At 42.7% G+C, this 19,746-nt stretch carries 12 protein-coding genes and 1 pseudogene; 10 read left to right on the top strand and 3 right to left on the bottom strand.

The genetic code is table 11. The features are described from left to right. Positions 1 to 68: 68 nt before the first annotated feature. Positions 69 to 1,085, bottom strand: coding sequence for a ribose-phosphate pyrophosphokinase (locus CDC33_RS22180; protein ID WP_109010729.1), 1,017 nt, complete (start codon positions 1,083 to 1,085; stop codon positions 69 to 71). A 642-nt stretch (positions 1,086 to 1,727) separates the two neighbouring features. Here CDC33_RS22180 and CDC33_RS22185 point away from each other — a divergent pair. From CDC33_RS22185 to CDC33_RS22230, 10 genes are all read left to right on the top strand, one after another. Next, a complete protein-coding gene (locus tag CDC33_RS22185; RefSeq protein WP_109010731.1) occupies positions 1,728 to 2,702 on the top strand; it encodes a decaprenyl-phosphate phosphoribosyltransferase in 975 nt (324 codons plus the stop codon). A gap of 48 nt (positions 2,703 to 2,750) precedes the next feature. Next, entirely contained in the window at positions 2,751 to 3,335 is a 585-nt protein-coding gene (locus CDC33_RS22190) for a YqeG family HAD IIIA-type phosphatase (RefSeq protein ID WP_109010733.1), read from the top strand. 52 nt (positions 3,336 to 3,387) lie between these two features. After that, on the top strand, positions 3,388 to 3,723 hold the full coding sequence (locus CDC33_RS22195) for an SMR family transporter (RefSeq protein WP_109010734.1): 336 nt from the start codon (positions 3,388 to 3,390) through the stop codon (positions 3,721 to 3,723). Positions 3,724 to 3,817: 94 nt separating this feature from the next. Then, positions 3,818 to 5,383 carry a glycosyltransferase family 39 protein gene (locus CDC33_RS22200; RefSeq protein WP_109010736.1) on the top strand — a complete coding sequence of 522 codons (1,566 nt, stop codon included), beginning with the start codon at positions 3,818 to 3,820 and terminating at the stop codon, positions 5,381 to 5,383. 342 nt (positions 5,384 to 5,725) lie between these two features. Next, positions 5,726 to 7,483 (top strand): serine/threonine-protein kinase, encoded by a 1,758-nt coding sequence (locus CDC33_RS22205; protein ID WP_109010737.1) that lies wholly within the window; start codon positions 5,726 to 5,728, stop codon positions 7,481 to 7,483. Further along, complete coding sequence (gene bioD, locus CDC33_RS22210; RefSeq protein WP_109010739.1) at positions 7,483 to 8,163, top strand: dethiobiotin synthase; 681 nt, start codon at positions 7,483 to 7,485, stop codon at positions 8,161 to 8,163. Before CDC33_RS22205 ends, bioD begins: the two co-directional genes overlap by 1 nt. Positions 8,164 to 8,260: 97 nt before the next feature. After that, the gene (locus CDC33_RS22215) at positions 8,261 to 9,163 is read left to right on the top strand and encodes an undecaprenyl-diphosphate phosphatase (RefSeq protein ID WP_109010741.1); all 903 of its coding nucleotides are present in this window, start codon (positions 8,261 to 8,263) and stop codon (positions 9,161 to 9,163) included. A gap of 215 nt (positions 9,164 to 9,378) precedes the next feature. Further along, entirely contained in the window at positions 9,379 to 10,596 is a 1,218-nt protein-coding gene (locus CDC33_RS22220; protein WP_109010742.1) for a M20 family metallopeptidase, read from the top strand. Between the two features lie 287 nt (positions 10,597 to 10,883). Then, a complete protein-coding gene (locus CDC33_RS22225) occupies positions 10,884 to 12,203 on the top strand; it encodes an acetyl ornithine aminotransferase family protein (protein ID WP_109010744.1) in 1,320 nt (439 codons plus the stop codon). Between the two features lie 17 nt (positions 12,204 to 12,220). After that, complete coding sequence (locus CDC33_RS22230; RefSeq protein WP_109010746.1) at positions 12,221 to 13,135, top strand: DUF1338 domain-containing protein; 915 nt, start codon at positions 12,221 to 12,223, stop codon at positions 13,133 to 13,135. A 90-nt stretch (positions 13,136 to 13,225) separates the two neighbouring features. Here the strand turns inward: CDC33_RS22230 and CDC33_RS22235 are convergent. Together CDC33_RS22235 and CDC33_RS22245 are read right to left on the bottom strand one after the other, a co-directional pair. After that, positions 13,226 to 16,114, bottom strand: a pseudogene (locus CDC33_RS22235) (hypothetical protein); the annotation flags it as partial. A gap of 918 nt (positions 16,115 to 17,032) precedes the next feature. Beyond that, positions 17,033 to 19,588 carry a beta strand repeat-containing protein gene (locus CDC33_RS22245; protein WP_109012671.1) on the bottom strand — a complete coding sequence of 852 codons (2,556 nt, stop codon included), beginning with the start codon at positions 19,586 to 19,588 and terminating at the stop codon, positions 17,033 to 17,035. Positions 19,589 to 19,746 lie beyond the last annotated feature (158 nt).

Here is a 19,746-nt window from a genome sequence, read left to right on the forward strand (position 1 = left end):
GCAAAAACCCACACTGTGCCTAATCAAGGTATCAGTATGGGTAATTCATTCCTGTAACAGGAATGCAGTTAGCGGAACATACTACTAACTGAAGTATCTTCATGAATCCGCCAGATAGTTTCTCCTAAGAGATTAGCTACTGACAGCACCACTAGCTGGGGAAAGCGATTGTTTTCTGGTATGGGAATTGTATTTGTAACAATCACTTCTTCAAACAAACCACTAGACAACCGCTCCATCGCTGGTGGAGAGAACACTGCATGAGTTGCACAGGCGTATACTTGACGCGCTCCTTCTTCACGCAGTAATCGCGCTCCTTCAGCGATCGTGCCTCCAGTGTCGATCATGTCATCCACTAAAACTGCCGTTTTGCCTTTAACATCGCCGATGATATTTAACACTTCGGCAACATTATGTGCATGACGACGTTTGTCAATAATTGCAAGTGGGGCATCATTCAGTTTTTTTGCAAATGCTCTGGCTCGCGCGACACCGCCAACATCAGGGGAAACAACCACAAGGTCGGGCAGTTCTTTGCTTGCTAGATAATCCAGCAAGACTGGCGAACCATAAACATGGTCAAAAGGGATATCGAAATAGCCTTGAATTTGAGCCGAGTGTAAATCCATTGCTAGAACGCGGTTAGCACCTGCTTCGGTGATCAGGTTAGCAACTAGCTTGGCGGTTATTGACTCTCTTCCTGCCGTTTTGCGATCGGCACGGGCATAGCCATAGTAGGGAATTACTGCCGTCACCTGTCGCGCAGAAGCTCGACGACAGGCATCAACCATAATCAATAATTCCATAAAATGATCGTTCACGGGTTGACAACATGGCTGGATTAAATAGACATCACAACCCCGAATCGATTCTTGGATTTGAACGTAAAGTTCTCCATCCGCAAATCTTTTGCGAATCATTGGCCCCAAGTCCATGCCCACATAACGAGCAACTTCTTGAGACAGTTGGATATTGGCAGAGCCAGAAAACAGCCGCAGGCGATGATTATCACTCAGTCCTGTTGCAGATGGTTGCACTTTGAAAGTTGCAGAACTGAGCACAGCAGATCCTCTATGTGCATTCATAGCAATATTATCATTAAAGATTTAATAGGTTTAACCGAGAAATCGCCTAAAAAAACATTTGTGAGTTTTATTGAATCTTCCATACAAAATTTAAACATTTTTCCATAAAATTATCATTCGCTAACTGTCTAATTTTTTTGGCAAGCAAACTATTGATAGCTTAACGGACATTTAGTCCATCCACTAGGTCTATAGTTCAAATTTTTGGGTTGAGGTAAACATTGGTGTGGTAAGTTCTTCTAACTACCTCATTTATAGCTAACACTAAAGCATTTACAACTTCAGTGATATTGAAGCTTGTTCTCATACAGTATAGCACCTGCAACTAAGTACCGTCATAGTAGCTTATAATTCATGTTTTACGTATTGACAAAAATGGTACTTACATGAATTAGAGCACGATCGCAGTAGATACAAGGTATTCACACATAATGAAATTTTTAGATAAAGATTGAATAAATTTTAAATAAAGATTTAATAAAAACATTCTTTATGATACCAAAACATTACTCAACAAGAGTAATATCATCTAGGTAAAGATTTGTAAGTATTTTTACTAAAATAAGTTTTAATTAAATGCAGCTAAATGCAGAAAAATTGTTCAATCTAAATTCTCCTGAGACATAAAAGTGGGAAATACTTATGGACTCTCGACGTAATTCAGTAGCAGAAAAATCTTTAACTAGTTCTAAAAAGTCGGCGCACTATCTAGCTGCTATGCGACCGCGACAATGGACAAAAAACCTGGTGGTGTTTGCGGCACCCTTGTTTGCATTTAGCATCAATCTGCAATCTATACTAGGTAGCCTATTGGCATTTGTATTATTTTGTTGTGCATCAAGTGGCTTCTACTTAATCAATGATATAGCAGATGTTGAATCTGACCGTCAGCACCCTGTAAAATGTAAGCGGCCAATTGCTGCTGGATTGGTTAGCACCCGTGTTGCTAGTGGTATGGCATTGGTGCTGTTGGGTAGTGCTCTGATTTTTGGGTGGTTGCGATCGCCCCAGTTGGGTGCAGCTATAACTGCATACGCAGTGTTGCAGATCGCCTATAATCTACGACTCAAACGGATGGTGATTTTGGATGTTGGAGCGATCGCTACCGGATTTGTCCTACGAGCATACGCTGGTGCTGCTGCTACTGGTATTGTTTTATCTAGTTGGTTTTTAATTTGCACTGCAATGCTGGCGCTATTCTTAGGTATTGAAAAGCGCAAAGCAGAACTACGGTTAGCACAAATTAAAGGCAACAAGCCTCGTTCTGTTCTCAAATACTATTCCTTGCCCCTACTGGCTCGCATGGAAAATGTCGTCACTACTTGTACGGTTATCACCTATACTCTTTGGAGCGCAGGCCCTTACTTGCATGGGGCACGCACCTCTTGGATGCTGCTCACTTTGCCGTTTGTTTTGTATGGAATTTTTCGCTATCAACTGCTGAGTGATCCTCAGGAAATTACCAGTTACAGCGACGACACTATTGAGCATGGTGGACGCAGTGAAAGACCGGAAGAAGTTTTATTAAAAGATTTACCCATCCTATTAACTGTTATTGGTTGGGTGATCACTTGCTTTGTGATTCTCTTGCTCAAACATCAAGGGCTGATCGAATAAATCTAGTAAATAGGTTAATACAAGAGTTTTCAGCAAGGGAATTTTTGGATGAAAAATTTCAAAGCTTTTTTAATGAAATGGCGGAAATTGGCTTTTAAAGAGAAACGCCATAACCTTCCACGACATGTCCATACGCTAGCTCAGATAGAAATTGACAACCTCAAGAATTGTGGCATTAAAGGAATTATTCTCGATTTAGATAACACAATTATTTCAGAAGATGATCGCTACTTATCTCCTTATGCAGAAGATTGGATTACGCAAGCAAAGTTCGCCGGATTACAATTTTTTATCCTTTCAAATGGTAAACGTCGCTATCGCGTCAAATATTGGTCTCATCGTCTTAATATTCCAGCACTTAGTCCAGCGAAAAAACCCTTTCGCCCTGCATTTCGACATGCAATAACTTATATGCGATTACCAGCAAAACATGTACTCGTCATTGGTGATAGTTTACATACTGATTTTGTGGGATCACTACTTTGTGGATGTCGCTTCATGCAAGTTGCTAGTCTACCGCACCCACCCCGATGGTGGGAAAAACTTGCTGGGAAATGGGTACAGATACCTTATCCATCTGGAGGAGAACTTTGGGATTTTGACGGGATTACTGGCTATGAAAGCTTCTTATAAATTGCTCTTTTTCTCAAAAAATTTTACCTTATAAACTGACTAAATTTTCCCCATGAATAATCAGATAGTTTTTAGTTTACTGATTCTAATCACAGTAGGATTAAATACACTGGCTCAAAATCTATTGAAACTAGGAGCAGGACAAAATCCTTTAAATATCTATTTACTAGGAGGAATTTGTACTTATGGGCTAAGTACGATTTTTTACGTGGTAGTTTTAGGAAAGCTGAATTTATCTGTTGCTTATCCAGTAGTAATAGGATTAACAATTATATTTACAATGCTCACTGGTGCTGTAATTTTGCGAGAAAAAATCTTATTTTTGCAATGGTTAGGAGCGGGTTTGATGTTGAGCGGTATCGGGGCAATTGCTTTAGGTAAGCAGTGATTAATAATGCAAGGCAGAAGTCAGTTTTAAAATTTTTATTTAAATAAATTGTGCAGCAGTGATTGCTATAGCTTCATGAGGAGGAAATAAAATTATGATTAAAATCTTAAATCAGAAATGGTCGAGATACTATCTGTTTGTTTTAATAGTGATTATCTTGAGTGTTTTCCTGCGCTTTTTTCTGTTGTCAAAACAAAGCCTTTGGTTTGACGAGGGTTTGACTTTAAGTCTTTCTGATGGCTCGACACTTCAAGAGACCATTACAAAGGTAAGAACCGTAAAAAATAGTGATAGATTTCAACCACTATACTTTATAGTTCTATTTTTTTGGCGTCAGATGTTTGGTGAAAGTGAATTTGCCCTTCGTTCACTCTCTGCTATTTTAGGAATTGGCTCAACTATCGCTATCTACTTTACTGCTTTGCGGATATATGGAAAAAAGCACGCTTTATGGTCTCTAGTAATCATAACATTTAGTTCTTTCTGTGTTTACTACAGCCAAGAAGCAAGAATTTATGCCTTAGCAATCTTTTTAGCTTCACTTCAACTATATTTCCTCAGCACGGTATTAACTGAAAATAAGGATAATCCAAGTCAAAGTATTTCAATATGGCTATTCAGTATCTTTACTGCTATAGGAATTTTTAGTAATATTAACTTTTTATTTTCTACTATAGCTCTATGTCTCTCTCATATTGCCATCTATAGAAATTTCAGGCAATGGCTGCAATGGTGGGTTCCTGCTGCGTTTTTATCTTTACCGCCAGTTTTATATTATCTGACTTTACCTGGAGCAACTGATCCAGAAAGCATTGAAGTTTCTCGCTTAGGATTCCCTATCATTCAAAATATTGTTTTTGTGTTATATGGAATTTTAGTGGGGACAACGTATGGGCCTTCAACGGAGCAATTGCGTGGCGATAATAAAGTACAGATTGTGCTTCATTACTGGCCTCATATAGTTTTATTAGTGATTGTCGGTATTGCAATTTTTCTGGCTTTAATAAAAGTTTTATTGAGACACAAAAAAAATAACAGAGATCAGCATCCTGATTATTTCTTTGCTTCTGTGATTGTTATGGCATTTTTGCTAGGATTGCTCTTAGCTATAGTTACCAAATTTAATTGGGTTCCGCGCCACTCTTATTTTCTTTGGTTCCCACTTGCCATGCTTATCCCATCAGCTTTGAGTCAAAGACCTGGTAATAGCTCAAAGCCCAAGGGAGTGTCTCAGTTTGCTCAAATCGCTGTCATATCTCTGATAGTTCTGAATATTTATTCTCTTTATAACTACTACTTTAATGATGATTATCAGAAAGATGACTACCGCTCTGCGATCCAATACATTATAAAAAATCGTTCATCTTCGACAAAATCCGTAGTTTTATTTGGTAATCTCAGATTATTTAGATACTATGGTGACACTCTAACTGTGAATGCACAGAATTTAGGGAATCAGTTAAGGAAGGGGATTACTGATGAAAATTTTGCAGAAAAAATTGAAAATTTAACAAATCGTGCGGATACAGTTTTGATGGTAGTTAATCGTGAACATCTATTTCCCAAAGGATTGATTGAAAAAGAGATGAGCGATTTGTATAACCTGGATTCTCAAGTTAATTTTGCATATTTCAAAATATCTCGTTTTATCAAGAAGTAAATTGAATTGAGAATTGAGGGCTGTTAAATAAACTACGAAATGGGAGCATCCCAATTTTGCCAAAAGGTACGGGATTGACACAAAAACCCTGTACAAACCTCTTTCCTTGGCGCTCTTGGCGTCCTTGGCGGTTCGTTATTTCATTATTGTTCTAAGCCAAAATCCCGTATAAAAATAAACTTGCACATTTGGGATGCTCCTCTACGAAATAACCTAGCTCTGGTGGGGTTTCCCCATTGGGTATAGTAGAATATTGCCGCAGGTAACTGTCCGTCGCCTCTTGGACTTAAATCTTTGTGGGTGACTTTCTCCTCAGTTGCTACTACACTCAATTATTCGATCATGCAACCACCCCTTACAGTTGGCACTGTCTTGCAAAACCGTTATCGCATAATTCAAATTCTCGGACAAGGAGGATTTGGTAGAACCTATCTGGCAGAAGACCAGAGGCGCTTTAACGAACTTTGCGCGATCAAGGAATTGATTTCAACGGCAACGGAGGCTTTGGCTTGGGAGAAGGCACAAGAGCTTTTTCACCGAGAAGCTGCCATTTTATATCAAATTGAACACCCACAAGTCCCGAAATTCCGGGAACGATTTGAGCAAGACCAACGTTTATTTTTGGTGGAGGACTACGTTGCAGGGCAAACTTACCAAGCTCTGCTGGCTGAACGTCAAGCTGTGGGTCAAACCTTCACAGAGGCTGAAGTATTGCAGTTGATAAAATTGTTGCTGCCTGTTTTAGAGCATATTCACAGTCGAGGGATTATTCACCGAGATATCTCGCCAGAAAATATTATTTTGCGAGATAGTGACGCTAAACCTGTGTTAATTGACTTTGGGGTGGTAAAAGAACTGGCAACTCGTTTACGATCGCCTCTTAGTGCAATGCCACAAACCACTGTGGGAAAATTAGGCTACTCTCCTAGTGAACAAATGCAAACAGGGGGAGCTTATCCTAGTAGTGATTTGTATGCATTAGCAGTAACCGCAATTGTCTTGCTGACTGGTAAAGAACCAAGGGAGTTATTTGACGAAAACCAACTAACTTGGAATTGGCAGCGATGGGCAACAGTTAATCCGCGATTTGCTCTAGTGTTGAATCGAATGTTGAATCATATACCGAGCGATCGCTATCAAAGTGCTGCTAGTGTATCTCAAGCACTAGAATCTTTAGAGCAGCAAGTCAATCTTCCTTCCTTAAATACGTCTAACTTGCAAACAATCGCTGTTGGTCGCCGTCCTGATTCAGTACCAGCAGCTTCGCCTAAGAAACAACCCGATCCTGTGATTCCACCAAGTTCTACTAGCTCAGTCCTGGATAATCCGTTAGCGATCGCAGCAATTGGCATTGCTGTAGTAATTGTAGCCGGATTTGGTTCTTGGGCTTTAGTAAGTTCTATCCGCAGTCAGTCAAAACCATCACCAACGGAGACGCTTCCACAAAATTTCCCCTCACCTGTTATTTCTGGTGGTACTACATTCACATCCACACCCACCCCTGAGCAACCTGTTATATCTAGTAGACGGCTCAATCTTAAAGCATCTAACCCAATCACAGTTACAGATACTCTCAAAACAAATCAAATCATCCGATATACTTTTTTTGGGCAGGAAGGTGACAATTTAACTGCATTTATTGATCCAGGAAGCAGCGTTTTGCTAACAGTCTTCAGTCCCAATCAACAACCAATTGATCAGAATGTTCAACAAGTAACATCATATAAAGGCACGTTGCTAGTTACTGGTAGATATACTATTGAGTTAACACTAGTTCCAGAAGTTGCCGAAAGCAATTACAGCTTAACTGTTGCATTAGAAACACTAACCAAACCAACACCTACACAAACACCTAACCCAATTCCAACAGAGATACCTACCCCAATTTTTACAGAAACACCTACCCCAACTCCGACAGAGACACCCTTCCCAATACCTACAGAAACACCTACCCCAGTTCCAACAGAGATACCCACCCCAGTTTTTACACAAACACCCTTCCCAATTCCGACAGAGACACCTAGCCCAATTCCGACCACTGGTGAAACACCAATTCCGCCAGTTGATGGAACACAACCATTTTCTGGCCAAAGAAATTAATGTTAAACACACTACTAATTACTGGAACTGATACCGAAGCTGGTAAAACTGTTTTAACAACAGCCTTAGCAGCCTATTGGCAAAAATATTACCCGCAGCGTAGCTGGGGAATCATGAAACCGATTCAATCGGGAATTGGCGATCGCGAGTGGTATCAAAAACTATTTACACTAGAACAATCTTCAGAAGAAATTACACCTTTGTACTTTCAAGCACCTCTGGCTCCTCCCATCGCCGCAGCACGAGAAAATCGCCAAGTAGATTTAGCAGTAGTTTGGCAAGCTTTATCTAAATTGCGATCGCAACGTGATTTTGTGCTTGTAGAAGCCTTGGGTGGGTTAGGTTCGCCAGTAACTGAAGAATTAACCGTAGCCGATTTAGCCGGAGAATGGCGTTTACCAACGGTATTAGTAGTACCAGTAAGATTAGGTGCGATCGCTCAAGCAGTGGCGAACGTAGCATTAGCTAGACAATCACGCGTGAATCTTAAAGGCATTGTTCTCAACTGCGTACAAAGACGAACCGATGCAGAAATAGCCGACTGGACACCACAGCAATTGATTCAATCACTTACTAACACACCAGTTTTAGGCTGCTTACCCTATTTAGATAACCTGACTGATTTAGATAAACTTGCTCAAGTAGCATCAGATTTAAATTTGGAAATGCTGAAATTTTAAATGTCATTCAAGTGGCATATCTTAGTCATAGAAATGTCATTAGCATAAGTTAATTTGTCGGTGTTTGATTAAAAGTAAATTACTTACGCCTGACATCATGATGCTTTCTTTTGCAGTGGCGAGTGCAATCTGTGGCAAAGGTAGTGAAGTGAATCTAGACTTTGCTAACCTTAGCTGGATTGACGTGATTATTTTAGGCATCGTTCAGGGAATTACAGAACTATTACCAATTAGCAGTACTGCTCATTTGCGGATAGTGCCAACTCTACTGGGACTCAAAGATCCGGGGTCTGCTTTTTCAGCAGCTATGCAATTAGCTAGCTTGACTGCTGTTTTAGTCTATTTTTGGCAAGACTTAAAAAAACTAACCGGAGAGACAGTTAGAGCAATTAGCGGGCAAGATTATCAATCTAGTTCTTTGCAACTGATGTTAGGTTTATTGGTAGGAACCTTGCCTATTGCTGTGGCTGGTGTGCTACTCAAACCAATTCTTAACGCCTGCAACTCACCAATGCGAGGGTTAGTAGTTATTGGTGTGGCTTCAATTATTATGTCAGCATTGCTGGCGATCGCAGAAAAACGCGGAGGGCGCGATCGTACTTTCGACAAACTCACCCTCTGGGATGGCATTTGGGTAGGAGTTGCTCAAGCTTTTGCCCTGATCCCTGGCGTTTCTCGCTCTGGTTCTACCCTCACTGCTGGGTTATTTTTGGGCATGGAACGGGAGACATCAGCCCGATTTTCTTTTTTGTTGGGCTTACCAGCCGTGATTTTGGCGGGTGCTGTAGAACTCCACACTCTTAGCAAAGCAGGACTGAGTGCATCTGGTTGGTTGACTTTATTGGTAGGCTTAATCTCTGCCAGCATTTCCGCTTTTCTTGCAATTTGGGGACTTCTACGCTACCTAGAAAAACACAGTACCTTGATTTTTATTTTCTACCGCTTGGCAATGGGTGTATTTTTGATAGTTGCGGTGATGGCTGGTTGGTTGCAGAATTGATTTTAACTAAATTTTGCGAGAAAGGCAGAAGGGAATTCTGATTCCTGCTTTCTGCCCTGTGCTTTCTTCACACATCTGGTAGAAATTAAATAGGCGTGCGTTACCCAAAATCCTTGTAGAGACGTAGCAGTGCTACGTCTCTACATTCTGCCCATTCTCTACGATAAACTGGGAAAATAAGCTTGCCTTAGCTGTACTTAAACTACTTTGTCATAATGGTTTCTACCTTTCCCAATTCCTCTTCTGTTGATTTATCTCGCATCCGACTGGCAATCCGTTCATTGCAACCACAATTGGTAGAGTGGCGGCGGCGATTGCATCAACAACCAGAGTTGGGTTTTCAAGAAAAACTGACGGCTGAGTTTGTCTCACAAAAGCTGCAAGAATGGGGAATTGAGCATCAAACTGGCATTGCCCAAACTGGCATTGTTGCCACCATCAAAGGCAATCAACCCCCCACTCCCCAAGTTTTAGCGATTCGGGCAGATATGGATGCTTTGCCAATCCAAGAACTCAACGAAGTGCCCTATAAATCGCAGCATGATGGAGTAATGCACGCTTGTGGACATGATGGACATACTGCGATCGCATTAGGTACAGCTTATTATCTCCAGCAGCATCGCCAAGACTTCTCCGGTACAGTAAAAATTATCTTTCAGCCAGCCGAAGAATCACCAGGAGGCGCAAAGCCGATGATTGAAGCTGGAGTGCTGAAAAATCCTGATGTTGACGCAATTATTGGTTTGCACTTGTGGAATAATTTACCCTTGGGAACAGTGGGTGTACGGGCTGGGGCGTTGATGGCAGCTGTAGAGTCTTTTAATTGCACAATTTTGGGCAAAGGTGGACACGGCGCACTACCCCATCAAACAGTGGATTCTGTTGTAGTTGCTGCCCAAATTGTAAATGCCTTGCAAACCATTGTCGCCCGGAACGTTAATCCCCTTGATTCAGCAGTGGTGACAGTGGGCGAACTTCATGCTGGAACTAAGGGAAATGTGATTGCTGATACAGCGAGAATGAGTGCCACTGTCAGGTATTTTAATCCTAGCTTGAAAGGCTTTTTTAACCAGCGTGTCGAACAGATTATTGCTGGAATTTGTCAAAGTCATGGTGCGAGTTATGACTTAGAATATCGGCCATTTTATCCACCAGTCATTAATGATATGAAGATGGCAGAATTGGTGCGAACTGTAGCAGAAGAAGTGGTAGAAACCCCATTGGGTATTGTGCCAGAATGTCAAACTATGGCTGGCGAAGATATGTCATTCTTCTTGCAAGAGGTTCCTGGTTGCTATTTCTTTTTAGGTTCTGCGAATCCAGAGAAAGACTTGGCGTATCCCCATCATCATCCTCGGTTTGATTTTGACGAAACCGCCTTGGGAATGGGTGTGGAAATATTTGTTAGATGCGTAGAGAAATTTTTTAGTTGAGTGGGTGTAAATTATACCAATTCGCAATTCGCTTTTTCACCCATTCGCAATCAAGAAACTTAGATACAGCAAGACTTTCCTGATTTACATCTGTTGCCTCATTTTGGAGAAACGCGATCGCAGAAGTTGTGTTATAAAAACGGGCAAAGTCTTACAAAATACAAAAATCTTTACTGTGAAGCTTTTTCGGTAAATACGTAATTTCTACACCAATCGCATCAAATGCTACTGTAAGCAATCAAACTTTAGGGTTTAATCATCAGCAATCTTTAACAAATTGAAAAATTATGTTAAGTATCCCTATTAACTTAAATTTACCTCGTACACCCCGTATAGTAACTTCTTTGCCTGGCCCTCGCGCTCAAGCAATTGTACAACGCGATCGCGCCGTAACTTCTCCTTCTTACACCCGCGATTACCCATTAGTTGTATCTCGCGGTCAAGGCTGCATGATAGAAGATGTGGATGGCAATGTATTTCTGGATATGACCGCAGGTATTGCAGTTACCGCCACCGGACACGCGCACCCGGAAGTCGTCAAAGCAATTCAAGAACAGTCTGAACGTCTGCTGCACATGTCAGGGACGGATTTTTATTATGAACCAATGGTGGAACTAGCGGAACAATTAGCCATTCGCGCCCCATTTCCGCAGCCACAGAGTAGTACTGGGTTTCCTGCAAAAGTATTTTTCACCAATTCCGGGGCAGAATCTAACGAAGGAGCCATTAAACTAGCTAGATATTACACCAAGCGATCGCTAATTGTAGCCTTCTTAGGGGCATTTCACGGACGTACTTATGGGGCAATGTCTCTGACTGGTTCTAAAGCAGTGCAGCGAACGAACTTTGGGCCTTTAGTTCCTGGAGTAACTCATATTCCTTATGGGACTCACGCTAGCTTAGATTATCTAGAACAACAGTTATTTTGCACAATTTTACCACCGCAAGAAGTAGCGGCGATCATAGTCGAAGCGATTCAGGGAGAAGGTGGGTATATCGTCCCCGAAGATGGTTTTTTGGAGAGGATTCGGGATATTTGCGATCGCCACGGTATTCTGATGGTAGTGGATGAAGTGCAAGCAGGAATGGGGCGGACTGGTCGCTTATTTGCGATCGACCATTGGGGTGTGATGCCTGATATCATTACTACTGCCAAAGGTATCGCCAGTGGTCTGCCATTAGGAGCGATACTTGCCAGACCAGAGTTGATGACTTGGCCTCCTGGTTCTCACGCTACCACATTTGGCGGTAATCCCGTAGCTTGTGCTGCTGCTATTGCCACACTGCGACTGCTAGAAAGTGGTTTGATGAGCAACGCTAGCCAAATGGGAGAATTATTACAAGTTAGTCTTACCGAGTTGCATCAAAAATTTCCTAGACTATCGCCGCCACGAGGTAAGGGATTGATGGTTGCGGTGGATTTATTAGATCAACAGGGTAATCTTGATTATAAATTGCGCGATCGCATTATCCAAGAAGCTTTTTTACGTGGTTTATTATTGCTAGGTTGCGGTAAAGCAGCAATTCGTTTCTGTCCGCCTTTAGTTATCGACAGCGACCAAATTCAAATAGCCCTTCAGATTATCAGCGAAATTTTAAGTTCTTAAAAGATGACCAATGACAAATGACAAATAAAATAGCCCTTAATTTATGGAAATTACTTTGGCAAGAATACAGCGCCAGGGTAAATCATGCCCGTACCTACGAGCAAATGATTACTGCTGCGGGTGGGACTGTCGCCAATGACCACATCGCCTTTCGGTCTTTGCGTTTATTAGTAGATAGTCCACAGGGTCAACTTAACTTGGGAATTGACTATCTTGGGCAACTTGTAGAAACTTTAGGTTACGTGGCGGCTGGAGAATATACTTTTCCTCAAACTCATTTGTACGCCCGTTATTATCGTCATCCACAGCAAGAGGAATTAAACTTACCCAAGCTGTTTATCAGCGAGTTGATAGTCGATGAATTGCCTGCTAATATTGCTCAACTCATCTTTAAAACAGTATCTTCAATTCCATACGAACTAACTTCACCCCTTACTCTTCTACAAAAAGACGGGAACATTGAAACCATCGCCCAACAACTCCAGCAAGTATTTACTCGCCCTTGGCTACCTCCTGTGCGTTCTGTTGTTGAAGAGGTGAATCAAGTTACTCAGTATGGGGCTTGGGTATTGCTGCACGGTTACGCAGTCAACCACTTTACAGGCTACGTTAACGGCCAGAATACTCTAGAATATCCAGATATTGATACCACTGCCGATGCTTTGGCTAACCTGGGTGTACCGATGAAAGCAGAGATAGAAGGAAATGTTGCTTGTGGTTTGCGGCAAACTGCAACTCAAGCGGTCACAGAAATGGTGACAGTATTAGATGATAACAGTGGTACAGAAATTCAAATCCCTTGGACTTATGCCTATTATGAAATTGCCCAGCGCTATCTAGTAGAAGTGGAATCTGGAAAGCAGATACTTTTTGATGCTTTTTTAGGAAGTAATGCCCAGCAATTGTTTGAAATGACTCGTCTATCTAAATAGCCCAGAGTTGTTAGTAAAGGATTCAGTTCCGTGTTCCAAGCTTGAAGTTTCATGTTTCAAGCTTGGAACTCGGTATTTTGGACAAATAAATTATGCTTGCAAGACAAAATCAGATGCCGTGAGAGTTGGCGCACCAGTTAGAGTCGCAAATAAACCACCACTGCCAAAACCAGCCGCACTGCCATTAGAGTTGTAGAACAACTGCCCACTCACAGGATCGTAAACAATTTTCGCTGTGCTAGTCCCCGCTAAATTAGTGACTTCAAAATCACTCAAGTTGTTAAAACCCGTTCCCGCAGCAGAGGTAATGGCACTAAAAGTAGTTTTATCCAGTACAATCTTGTCACCTTGGGAACTGTTGAAGTCAGTAATGGCAACTTCACCAACAGCACTCAGGGCAAAAGCAGCATCGGTGTTGTAAAGGAATCTGTCAGCACCTACATCACCAATGAGAATATTATTGCCGAATCCACCGATGAGAGTATCATCGCCTTCTCCGCCCCGCAACAAGTCATTGCCACTGTCGAGGTTTTTCCCCCCAAACACTACATAGCTTTGCCCAGCACCAGAGATGCTGTTGGCAAAAGGTGCCCCAATAATCAGGTCGTCAATGCCATCGTTGTTGATGTCCCCTGCATTGCTGAGTGACGTGAAAAAGTCATTTGATCTAATGGCGTTAATTAAAAAGCCATTATTGCCATTCAATTCAGAGAGGTTGAGGCTGCCGCCACTGCCCAGATTCGTCCCCCCAAACACTACATAGCTTTGACTAACCACAGAGTTGCCATCGAGGGAGGCATATTCTGCCCCAATAATCAGGTCGTCAATGCCATCGTTGTTGATGTCCCCTGCATTGTTGACTAAGGTGCCTGAAGAGTCACCCGATGCAATGGCGTTAATTAAAAAGCCATTAGTGCCATTCAAATCAGAGAGGTTGAGGCTGCCGCCACTGCCCAGATTCGTCCCCCCAAACACTACATAGCTTTGCCCTGGTCTAGAGATGCTGTAGGGGTCGGCATCTTGTGCCCCAATAATCAGGTCGTCAATGCCATCACCGTTGATGTCCCCTGCATTGCTGACTAAGAAGCCTGAATAGTCATCTTCTGCAATGCCGTTAATTAAAAAGCCATTAGTGCCATTCAAATCAGAGAGGTTGAGGCTGCCGCCACTGCCCAGATTTGTTCCCCCAAACACTACATAGCTTTGCCCAGCATTAGAGATGCCGTTGGGGTCGGCACCAAATGCCCCAATAATCAGGTCGTCAATGCCATCACCGTTGATGTCCCCCGCATTGCTGACTGAGTTGCCTGAAAAGTCATTTGATCTAATGCCGTTAATTATAAAGCCATTATTGCCATTCAAATCAGAGGGGTTGAGGGTGCCGCCACTGCCAACATTCGTCCCCCCAAACACTACATAGCTTTGCCCTGCCCCAGAGATGCCGTTGGGGTCGGCACCAAATGCCCCAATAATCAGGTCGTCAATGCCATCGTTGTTGATGTCCCCTGCATTGCTAACTGAGCGGCCTGAAAAGTCATTTGATCTAATGCCGTTAATTAAAAAGCCATTAGTGCCATTCAAATCAGAGAGGTTGAGGCTGCCGTTAGTGCCAACATTCGTCCCCCCAAATACTACATAGCTCTGCCCTGCCCCAGAGATGCGGTTGGGGTCGGCATATTGTGCCCCAATAATCAGGTCGTCAATGCCATCGTTGTTGATGTCCCCTGCATTGCTGACTGACTGGCCTGAAAAGTCATTTGATCTAATGCCGTTAATTAAAAAGCCATTAGTGCCATTCAAATCAGAAAGGTTGAGGCTGCCGCTACTGCCAACATTCGTCCCCCCAAATACTACATAGCTTTGCCCAGCACTATAGTTGCCGTTGGGGGAGGCATTATATGCCCCAATAATCAGGTCGTCAATGCCATCACCGTTGATGTCCCCTGCATTGCTAACTGACTGGCCTGAGCGATCTAATTCTGCAATGCCGTTAATTAAAAAGCCATTATTGCCATTCAATTCAGAGAGGTTAAGGAAATTGAATGCAGCATCGGTGTTGTAAAGGAATGTGTTAGCACCTACACCACCTACAAGAGTATCATTCCCTACACCACCTACAAGAGTATCATTGCCGAATCCACCGATGAGAATATCATCGCCTTCTTGGCCTCGCAACAGGTCATTGCCACTTAAGCCATTAATTATGTCATTACCTCCTTGACCATTAATCACATCATCTGAGTTGTCAAAACCTGCGATGTTATTGTTTAAGTCATTGAGGAAAGTGACGGTGTTTTTGTTAAAAATGCTAGTTTGAGTGGAGTTGGCATTAATTACATCAAAGCTGTCGTTGATGCTGGTTTGCCCATCAAACAAGATATTGCCTAATGCAATTCTTGAATTAGTTTCTGGCAGGTTATCCAGGTTTTCTAAGAAGAAGTTTTGCAGAGTTACTTTGGTAGATGCCACATTTTCAAAGGTGACTTCTAAGTTGTTGCCTTGAGGAGTTAGTTGCAGATTTTTGGCAGTCAATCCCGAACCGATAAATTGCAGCTGATCAACATTAATAATCACTGCTTGAGATGGGTTGTAGCCCTGACCAACGCCACCAAAATCGGTGATGGTGTCATTGCCATCGCCAGGGCGAAACACAAACTTATCTTGACTGCCGTTACCTGTGAGGGTATCGTTACCTGCTTTGCCGTCGATGATGTTGTTGCCAATTGTACCGATGAGAGTGTCTGCATCAGCAGTTCCCGTTAGGTTAATCGTGCTGCCGATGTTCTTCCCCCCAAATACCACATAGCTCTGCCCTGAGTAGGCGCCGTTGGGGGAGGCAAAAGGTGCCCCAATAATCAGGTCGTCAATGCCATCGTTGTTGATGTCCCCTGCATTGCTGACTGAGGTGCCTGAGCGATTATCTTCTCCAATGCCGTTAATTATAAAGCCATTATTGCCATTCAAATCAGAGAGGTTAAGGAAATTGAATAATGAATTAGCCATAATCACCTCTTTTACATCTGGTTATTAAATATTTATTGACTGCGTAATTAATATATCAACTCGGAAAAAGATAACAGGTTCTTATTATAACCGTTAAATTACTTTAATCTTTTTCTGAATATCTAAGCATTATCAAGGGGCTAGGTATAATTATATAGGATTACTATTTGATTTTTGAATGGAATTAGGTATTGTAGAGTGTGTTAGAACAGAGTTCGTAACGCACTATTATCAAGGGTTTGATGCCGTACTCTCCGTGCTAACACATCCTACAGATATTTTCTCCAAATCAAACCGGATTCCTATAGTAAAGTTAAAGTCAATTTTAGGAAGTGGTATATAAAGTTTTCCTGTCACCGATAGCGTAACCCTACGGGGAGGCAAGCTACAGACAGCGTTTTGAAGAGTTGCGTTAGTAAATCTTGTGTGCAACACCCTCTTTTGTTCAAGGATGACAGCCGCTCGTAGACATCGCGTTCTTTTTAGAAATTGTATTAAGGAACTAAACCCAACATGGGGGCGTTTGTTGACTAAACTTTGAGTTCAACACAACTTAAACTACAGCGTTAGTAACAAAAATAACGACTTTAGTAACCAAAATTATAATGTTTGTAACGAAAATAATGACTTTAATAACCAAAATGGTTATTTTATAAGGAAAATTATAATGTTTGTAACAAAAAGAATTATTTTACTAACCAAAATGATTATTTTGTAACGAAAATAACGATTTTCGTTACAAAAATCGTATGTTGTAACAAAAATTGCAACTTGATAAGCTGATGCGCGTCTAAAGTATATAAACACTCTATTGGGTCGTTAACTGTTGACTGTTGACAGGTTTTCAGTCATCAGTTTGCAGTTAGCGGTGAAAGTTGTCACGTTTTAGACAAACTATGCTTGCAAGATAAAATCTGATGTTGTGAGAGTTGGCGCACCAGTTAGAGTTGCAAAGAGACCACCACTGCCAAAACCCGCCGCACTGCCATTTTGGTTGTAGAACAACTGTCCACTTACGGAATCGTAGACAATTTTTGCTGTGCTAGTCCCCGCTAAATTAGTGACTTCAAAATCACTCAAGTTATTAAAACCCGTTCCCGCAGCAGAGGTAATGGCACTAAAAGTAGTTTTATCCAGGATAATCTGATCACCTTGGGAACTGTTGAAGTCAGCGATCGTGTCTTGACCAATAGCAGTCAGGGCAAAGGCTGCATCGGTGTTGTAAACGAAAGAGTCAGCACCTACACCACCAACGAGAATATCATTGCCGAATCCACCCACAAGAGTATCATTGCCATCTCCACCGATGAGAATATCATCGCCTGACCCGCCCCGCAACAGGTCATCGCCACTCAAGCCATTGATAATATCGTTACCCCCTTGACCATTAATCACATCATTGGAGTTGTTAAAACCTGCGATGTTATTGTTTAAGTCATTGAGGAAAGTGACAGTGTTTTTGTTGAAAATGCTAGTTTGAGTGGAATTGGCATCAATCACATCAAAGCTGTCGGTGATACTGGTTTGCCCATCAAATAGGATATTGCCAATCGCTGGTAGGAAAAAAGTTGCTGGCAGGTTATCCAGGTTTTCTAAAAGGAAGTTTTGCAGAGTTACTTTGGTGGATGCCACATTTTCAAAGGAAACTTCTAAGTTGTTACAATTTTGAGTTAGTTGCAAATTTCGGGCAGTCAATCCCTTACCTGTAAATTGCAGTGTATCAACATTGCTAATTACTGCTGCTTTGAGAGTCACAGCCTCTAATGGATTTGAGCCTTTACCAACGCCAGCAAAATCGGTGATAATGTCATTGCGATCGCCTGGACGAATAATAAACTTATCTTGACCACCGTTGCCTGTCAGGGTATCATTACCAGATTTGCCGTCGATTATGTTGTTTCCACTTGTACCTACAAGAGTATCTGTACCAGCAGTTCCCGTCAGGTTAATGGTGCTGCCCCTGCCGATATTCTTCCCACCAAATACCACGTAGCTCTGCCCCGACGGGGACGAGTCGCCGTTGAGGTAGACATTAGGTGCCCCGATAATCAAGTCAGCGATGCCGTCACCGTTGACATCTCCGGCACTGCTGACAGAAAAACCTGAACCGGAACCCACGATGCCGTTGATGGCGAAGCCGTTAGCGCCGTTGAGGTCTGAGAGATTGAGTGTGGGGCTAAAGCCTGTGCTCTTGCCAAATACCACGTAGCTCTGCCCTGAACCATAACCGTTGGGGGAGGCATTTGGTGTCCCGATAATCAAGTCAACGATGCCATCATCGTTGACATCTCCGGCACTGCTGACAGAAACGCCTAAGGTGTCATCTGACTTGATGCCGTTGATGGCGAAGCCGTTAGCGCCGTTGAGGCTAGAAAGGTTGAAAGTGGGGCTAAAGCCTATGCTATTGCCAAATACCACGTAGCTCTGCCCTGAATCATTACCGTTGGGGTCGGCACCAGATGCCCCGATAATCAGGTCAGCGATGCCATCACCATTGACATCTCCGGCACTGCTGACAGAAATACCTGAGTAGTTAAACGCCTTAATGCCGTTGATGGCGAAGCCGTTAGCGCCGTTGAGGTCTGAGAGATTGAGAGTGGGGCTAAAGCCCGTGTTCTTGCCAAATACCACGTAGCTCTGCCCTGACTGGAGTCCGTTGGGAGAGGCACTAGATGCCGCGATAATCAGGTCAGCTATGCCATCATCGTTGACATCTCCGGCACTGCTGACAGAATTGCCTAATTCGTCACCTGACTTGATGCCGTTGATGACGAAGCCGTTAGCGCCGTTGAGGTCTGAGAGATTAAGTGTAGGGCTAAAGCCTGTGCTCTTGCCAAATACCACGTAGCTTTGCCCTGAATAAGTGCCGTTGGGGGAGGCATTTGGTGCCCCGATAATCAAGTCAGCGATGCCATCATCGTTGACATCTCCGGCACTGCTGACAGAGAAGTTTGAGCTGTCACCCTGCTTAATGCTGTTGATGGCGAAGCCGTTAGTGCCGTTGAGGTCTGAAAGGTTGAAAGTGGGGCTAAAGCCTGTGCTCTTGCCAAATACCACGTAGCTCTGACCAGAATAAGTGCTGTTGGGGGAGGCCCCAATAATCAGGTCAGCGATGCCGTCTGCGTTGACATCTCCGGCACTGCTGACAGAAATGCCTGATCTGTCACCTGACTTGATGCCGTTGATGGCGAAGCCGTTAGCGCCGTTAATGCTAGAAAGGTTGAGAGCAGGGCTAAAGCCTGTGCTCTTGCCAAATACCACGTAGCTTTGCCCTGACTCGGAGCCGTTGGGGGAAGCAAAGGCTGCCCCAATAATTAGGTCAGCGATGCCGTCACCATTGACATCTCCGGCACTGCTGACAGGCAAGCCTGAACCGTCACCCGCCATGCCGTTGATAGTGAAACCGTTACTGCCGTTGAGGTTAGAGAGATTTAATGATGAATAAACCATAATTTTATCCTGTGTTTGTAGTAATTGACTATTCGAGAGCTTTGGCAAATAAAATTCGCGGCTAGACAAACTCCAAGGGAGCTGCACAAACTCACACAAAATTCCCGTTTATAATTCGTAATTCGTAATTAGGAAATTTAATCACGAGTTACAAGGCT

Source organism: Nostoc commune NIES-4072 (genome assembly GCF_003113895.1).
GTDB lineage: Bacteria > Cyanobacteriota > Cyanobacteriia > Cyanobacteriales > Nostocaceae > Nostoc > Nostoc commune.

Coding starts and splice junctions, on each gene's coding strand:
- CDC33_RS22180 (WP_109010729.1), bottom strand. CDS start 1,085: ATGAATGCACATAGAGGATCTGCTGTGCTCAGTTCTGCAACTTTCAAA.
- CDC33_RS22185 (WP_109010731.1), top strand. CDS start 1,728: ATGGACTCTCGACGTAATTCAGTAGCAGAAAAATCTTTAACTAGTTCT.
- CDC33_RS22190 (WP_109010733.1), top strand. CDS start 2,751: ATGAAAAATTTCAAAGCTTTTTTAATGAAATGGCGGAAATTGGCTTTT.
- CDC33_RS22195 (WP_109010734.1), top strand. CDS start 3,388: ATGAATAATCAGATAGTTTTTAGTTTACTGATTCTAATCACAGTAGGA.
- CDC33_RS22200 (WP_109010736.1), top strand. CDS start 3,818: ATGATTAAAATCTTAAATCAGAAATGGTCGAGATACTATCTGTTTGTT.
- CDC33_RS22205 (WP_109010737.1), top strand. CDS start 5,726: ATGCAACCACCCCTTACAGTTGGCACTGTCTTGCAAAACCGTTATCGC.
- bioD (WP_109010739.1), top strand. CDS start 7,483: ATGTTAAACACACTACTAATTACTGGAACTGATACCGAAGCTGGTAAA.
- CDC33_RS22215 (WP_109010741.1), top strand. CDS start 8,261: ATGATGCTTTCTTTTGCAGTGGCGAGTGCAATCTGTGGCAAAGGTAGT.
- CDC33_RS22220 (WP_109010742.1), top strand. CDS start 9,379: ATGGTTTCTACCTTTCCCAATTCCTCTTCTGTTGATTTATCTCGCATC.
- CDC33_RS22225 (WP_109010744.1), top strand. CDS start 10,884: ATGTTAAGTATCCCTATTAACTTAAATTTACCTCGTACACCCCGTATA.
- CDC33_RS22230 (WP_109010746.1), top strand. CDS start 12,221: ATGACAAATAAAATAGCCCTTAATTTATGGAAATTACTTTGGCAAGAA.
- CDC33_RS22245 (WP_109012671.1), bottom strand. CDS start 19,588: ATGGTTTATTCATCATTAAATCTCTCTAACCTCAACGGCAGTAACGGT.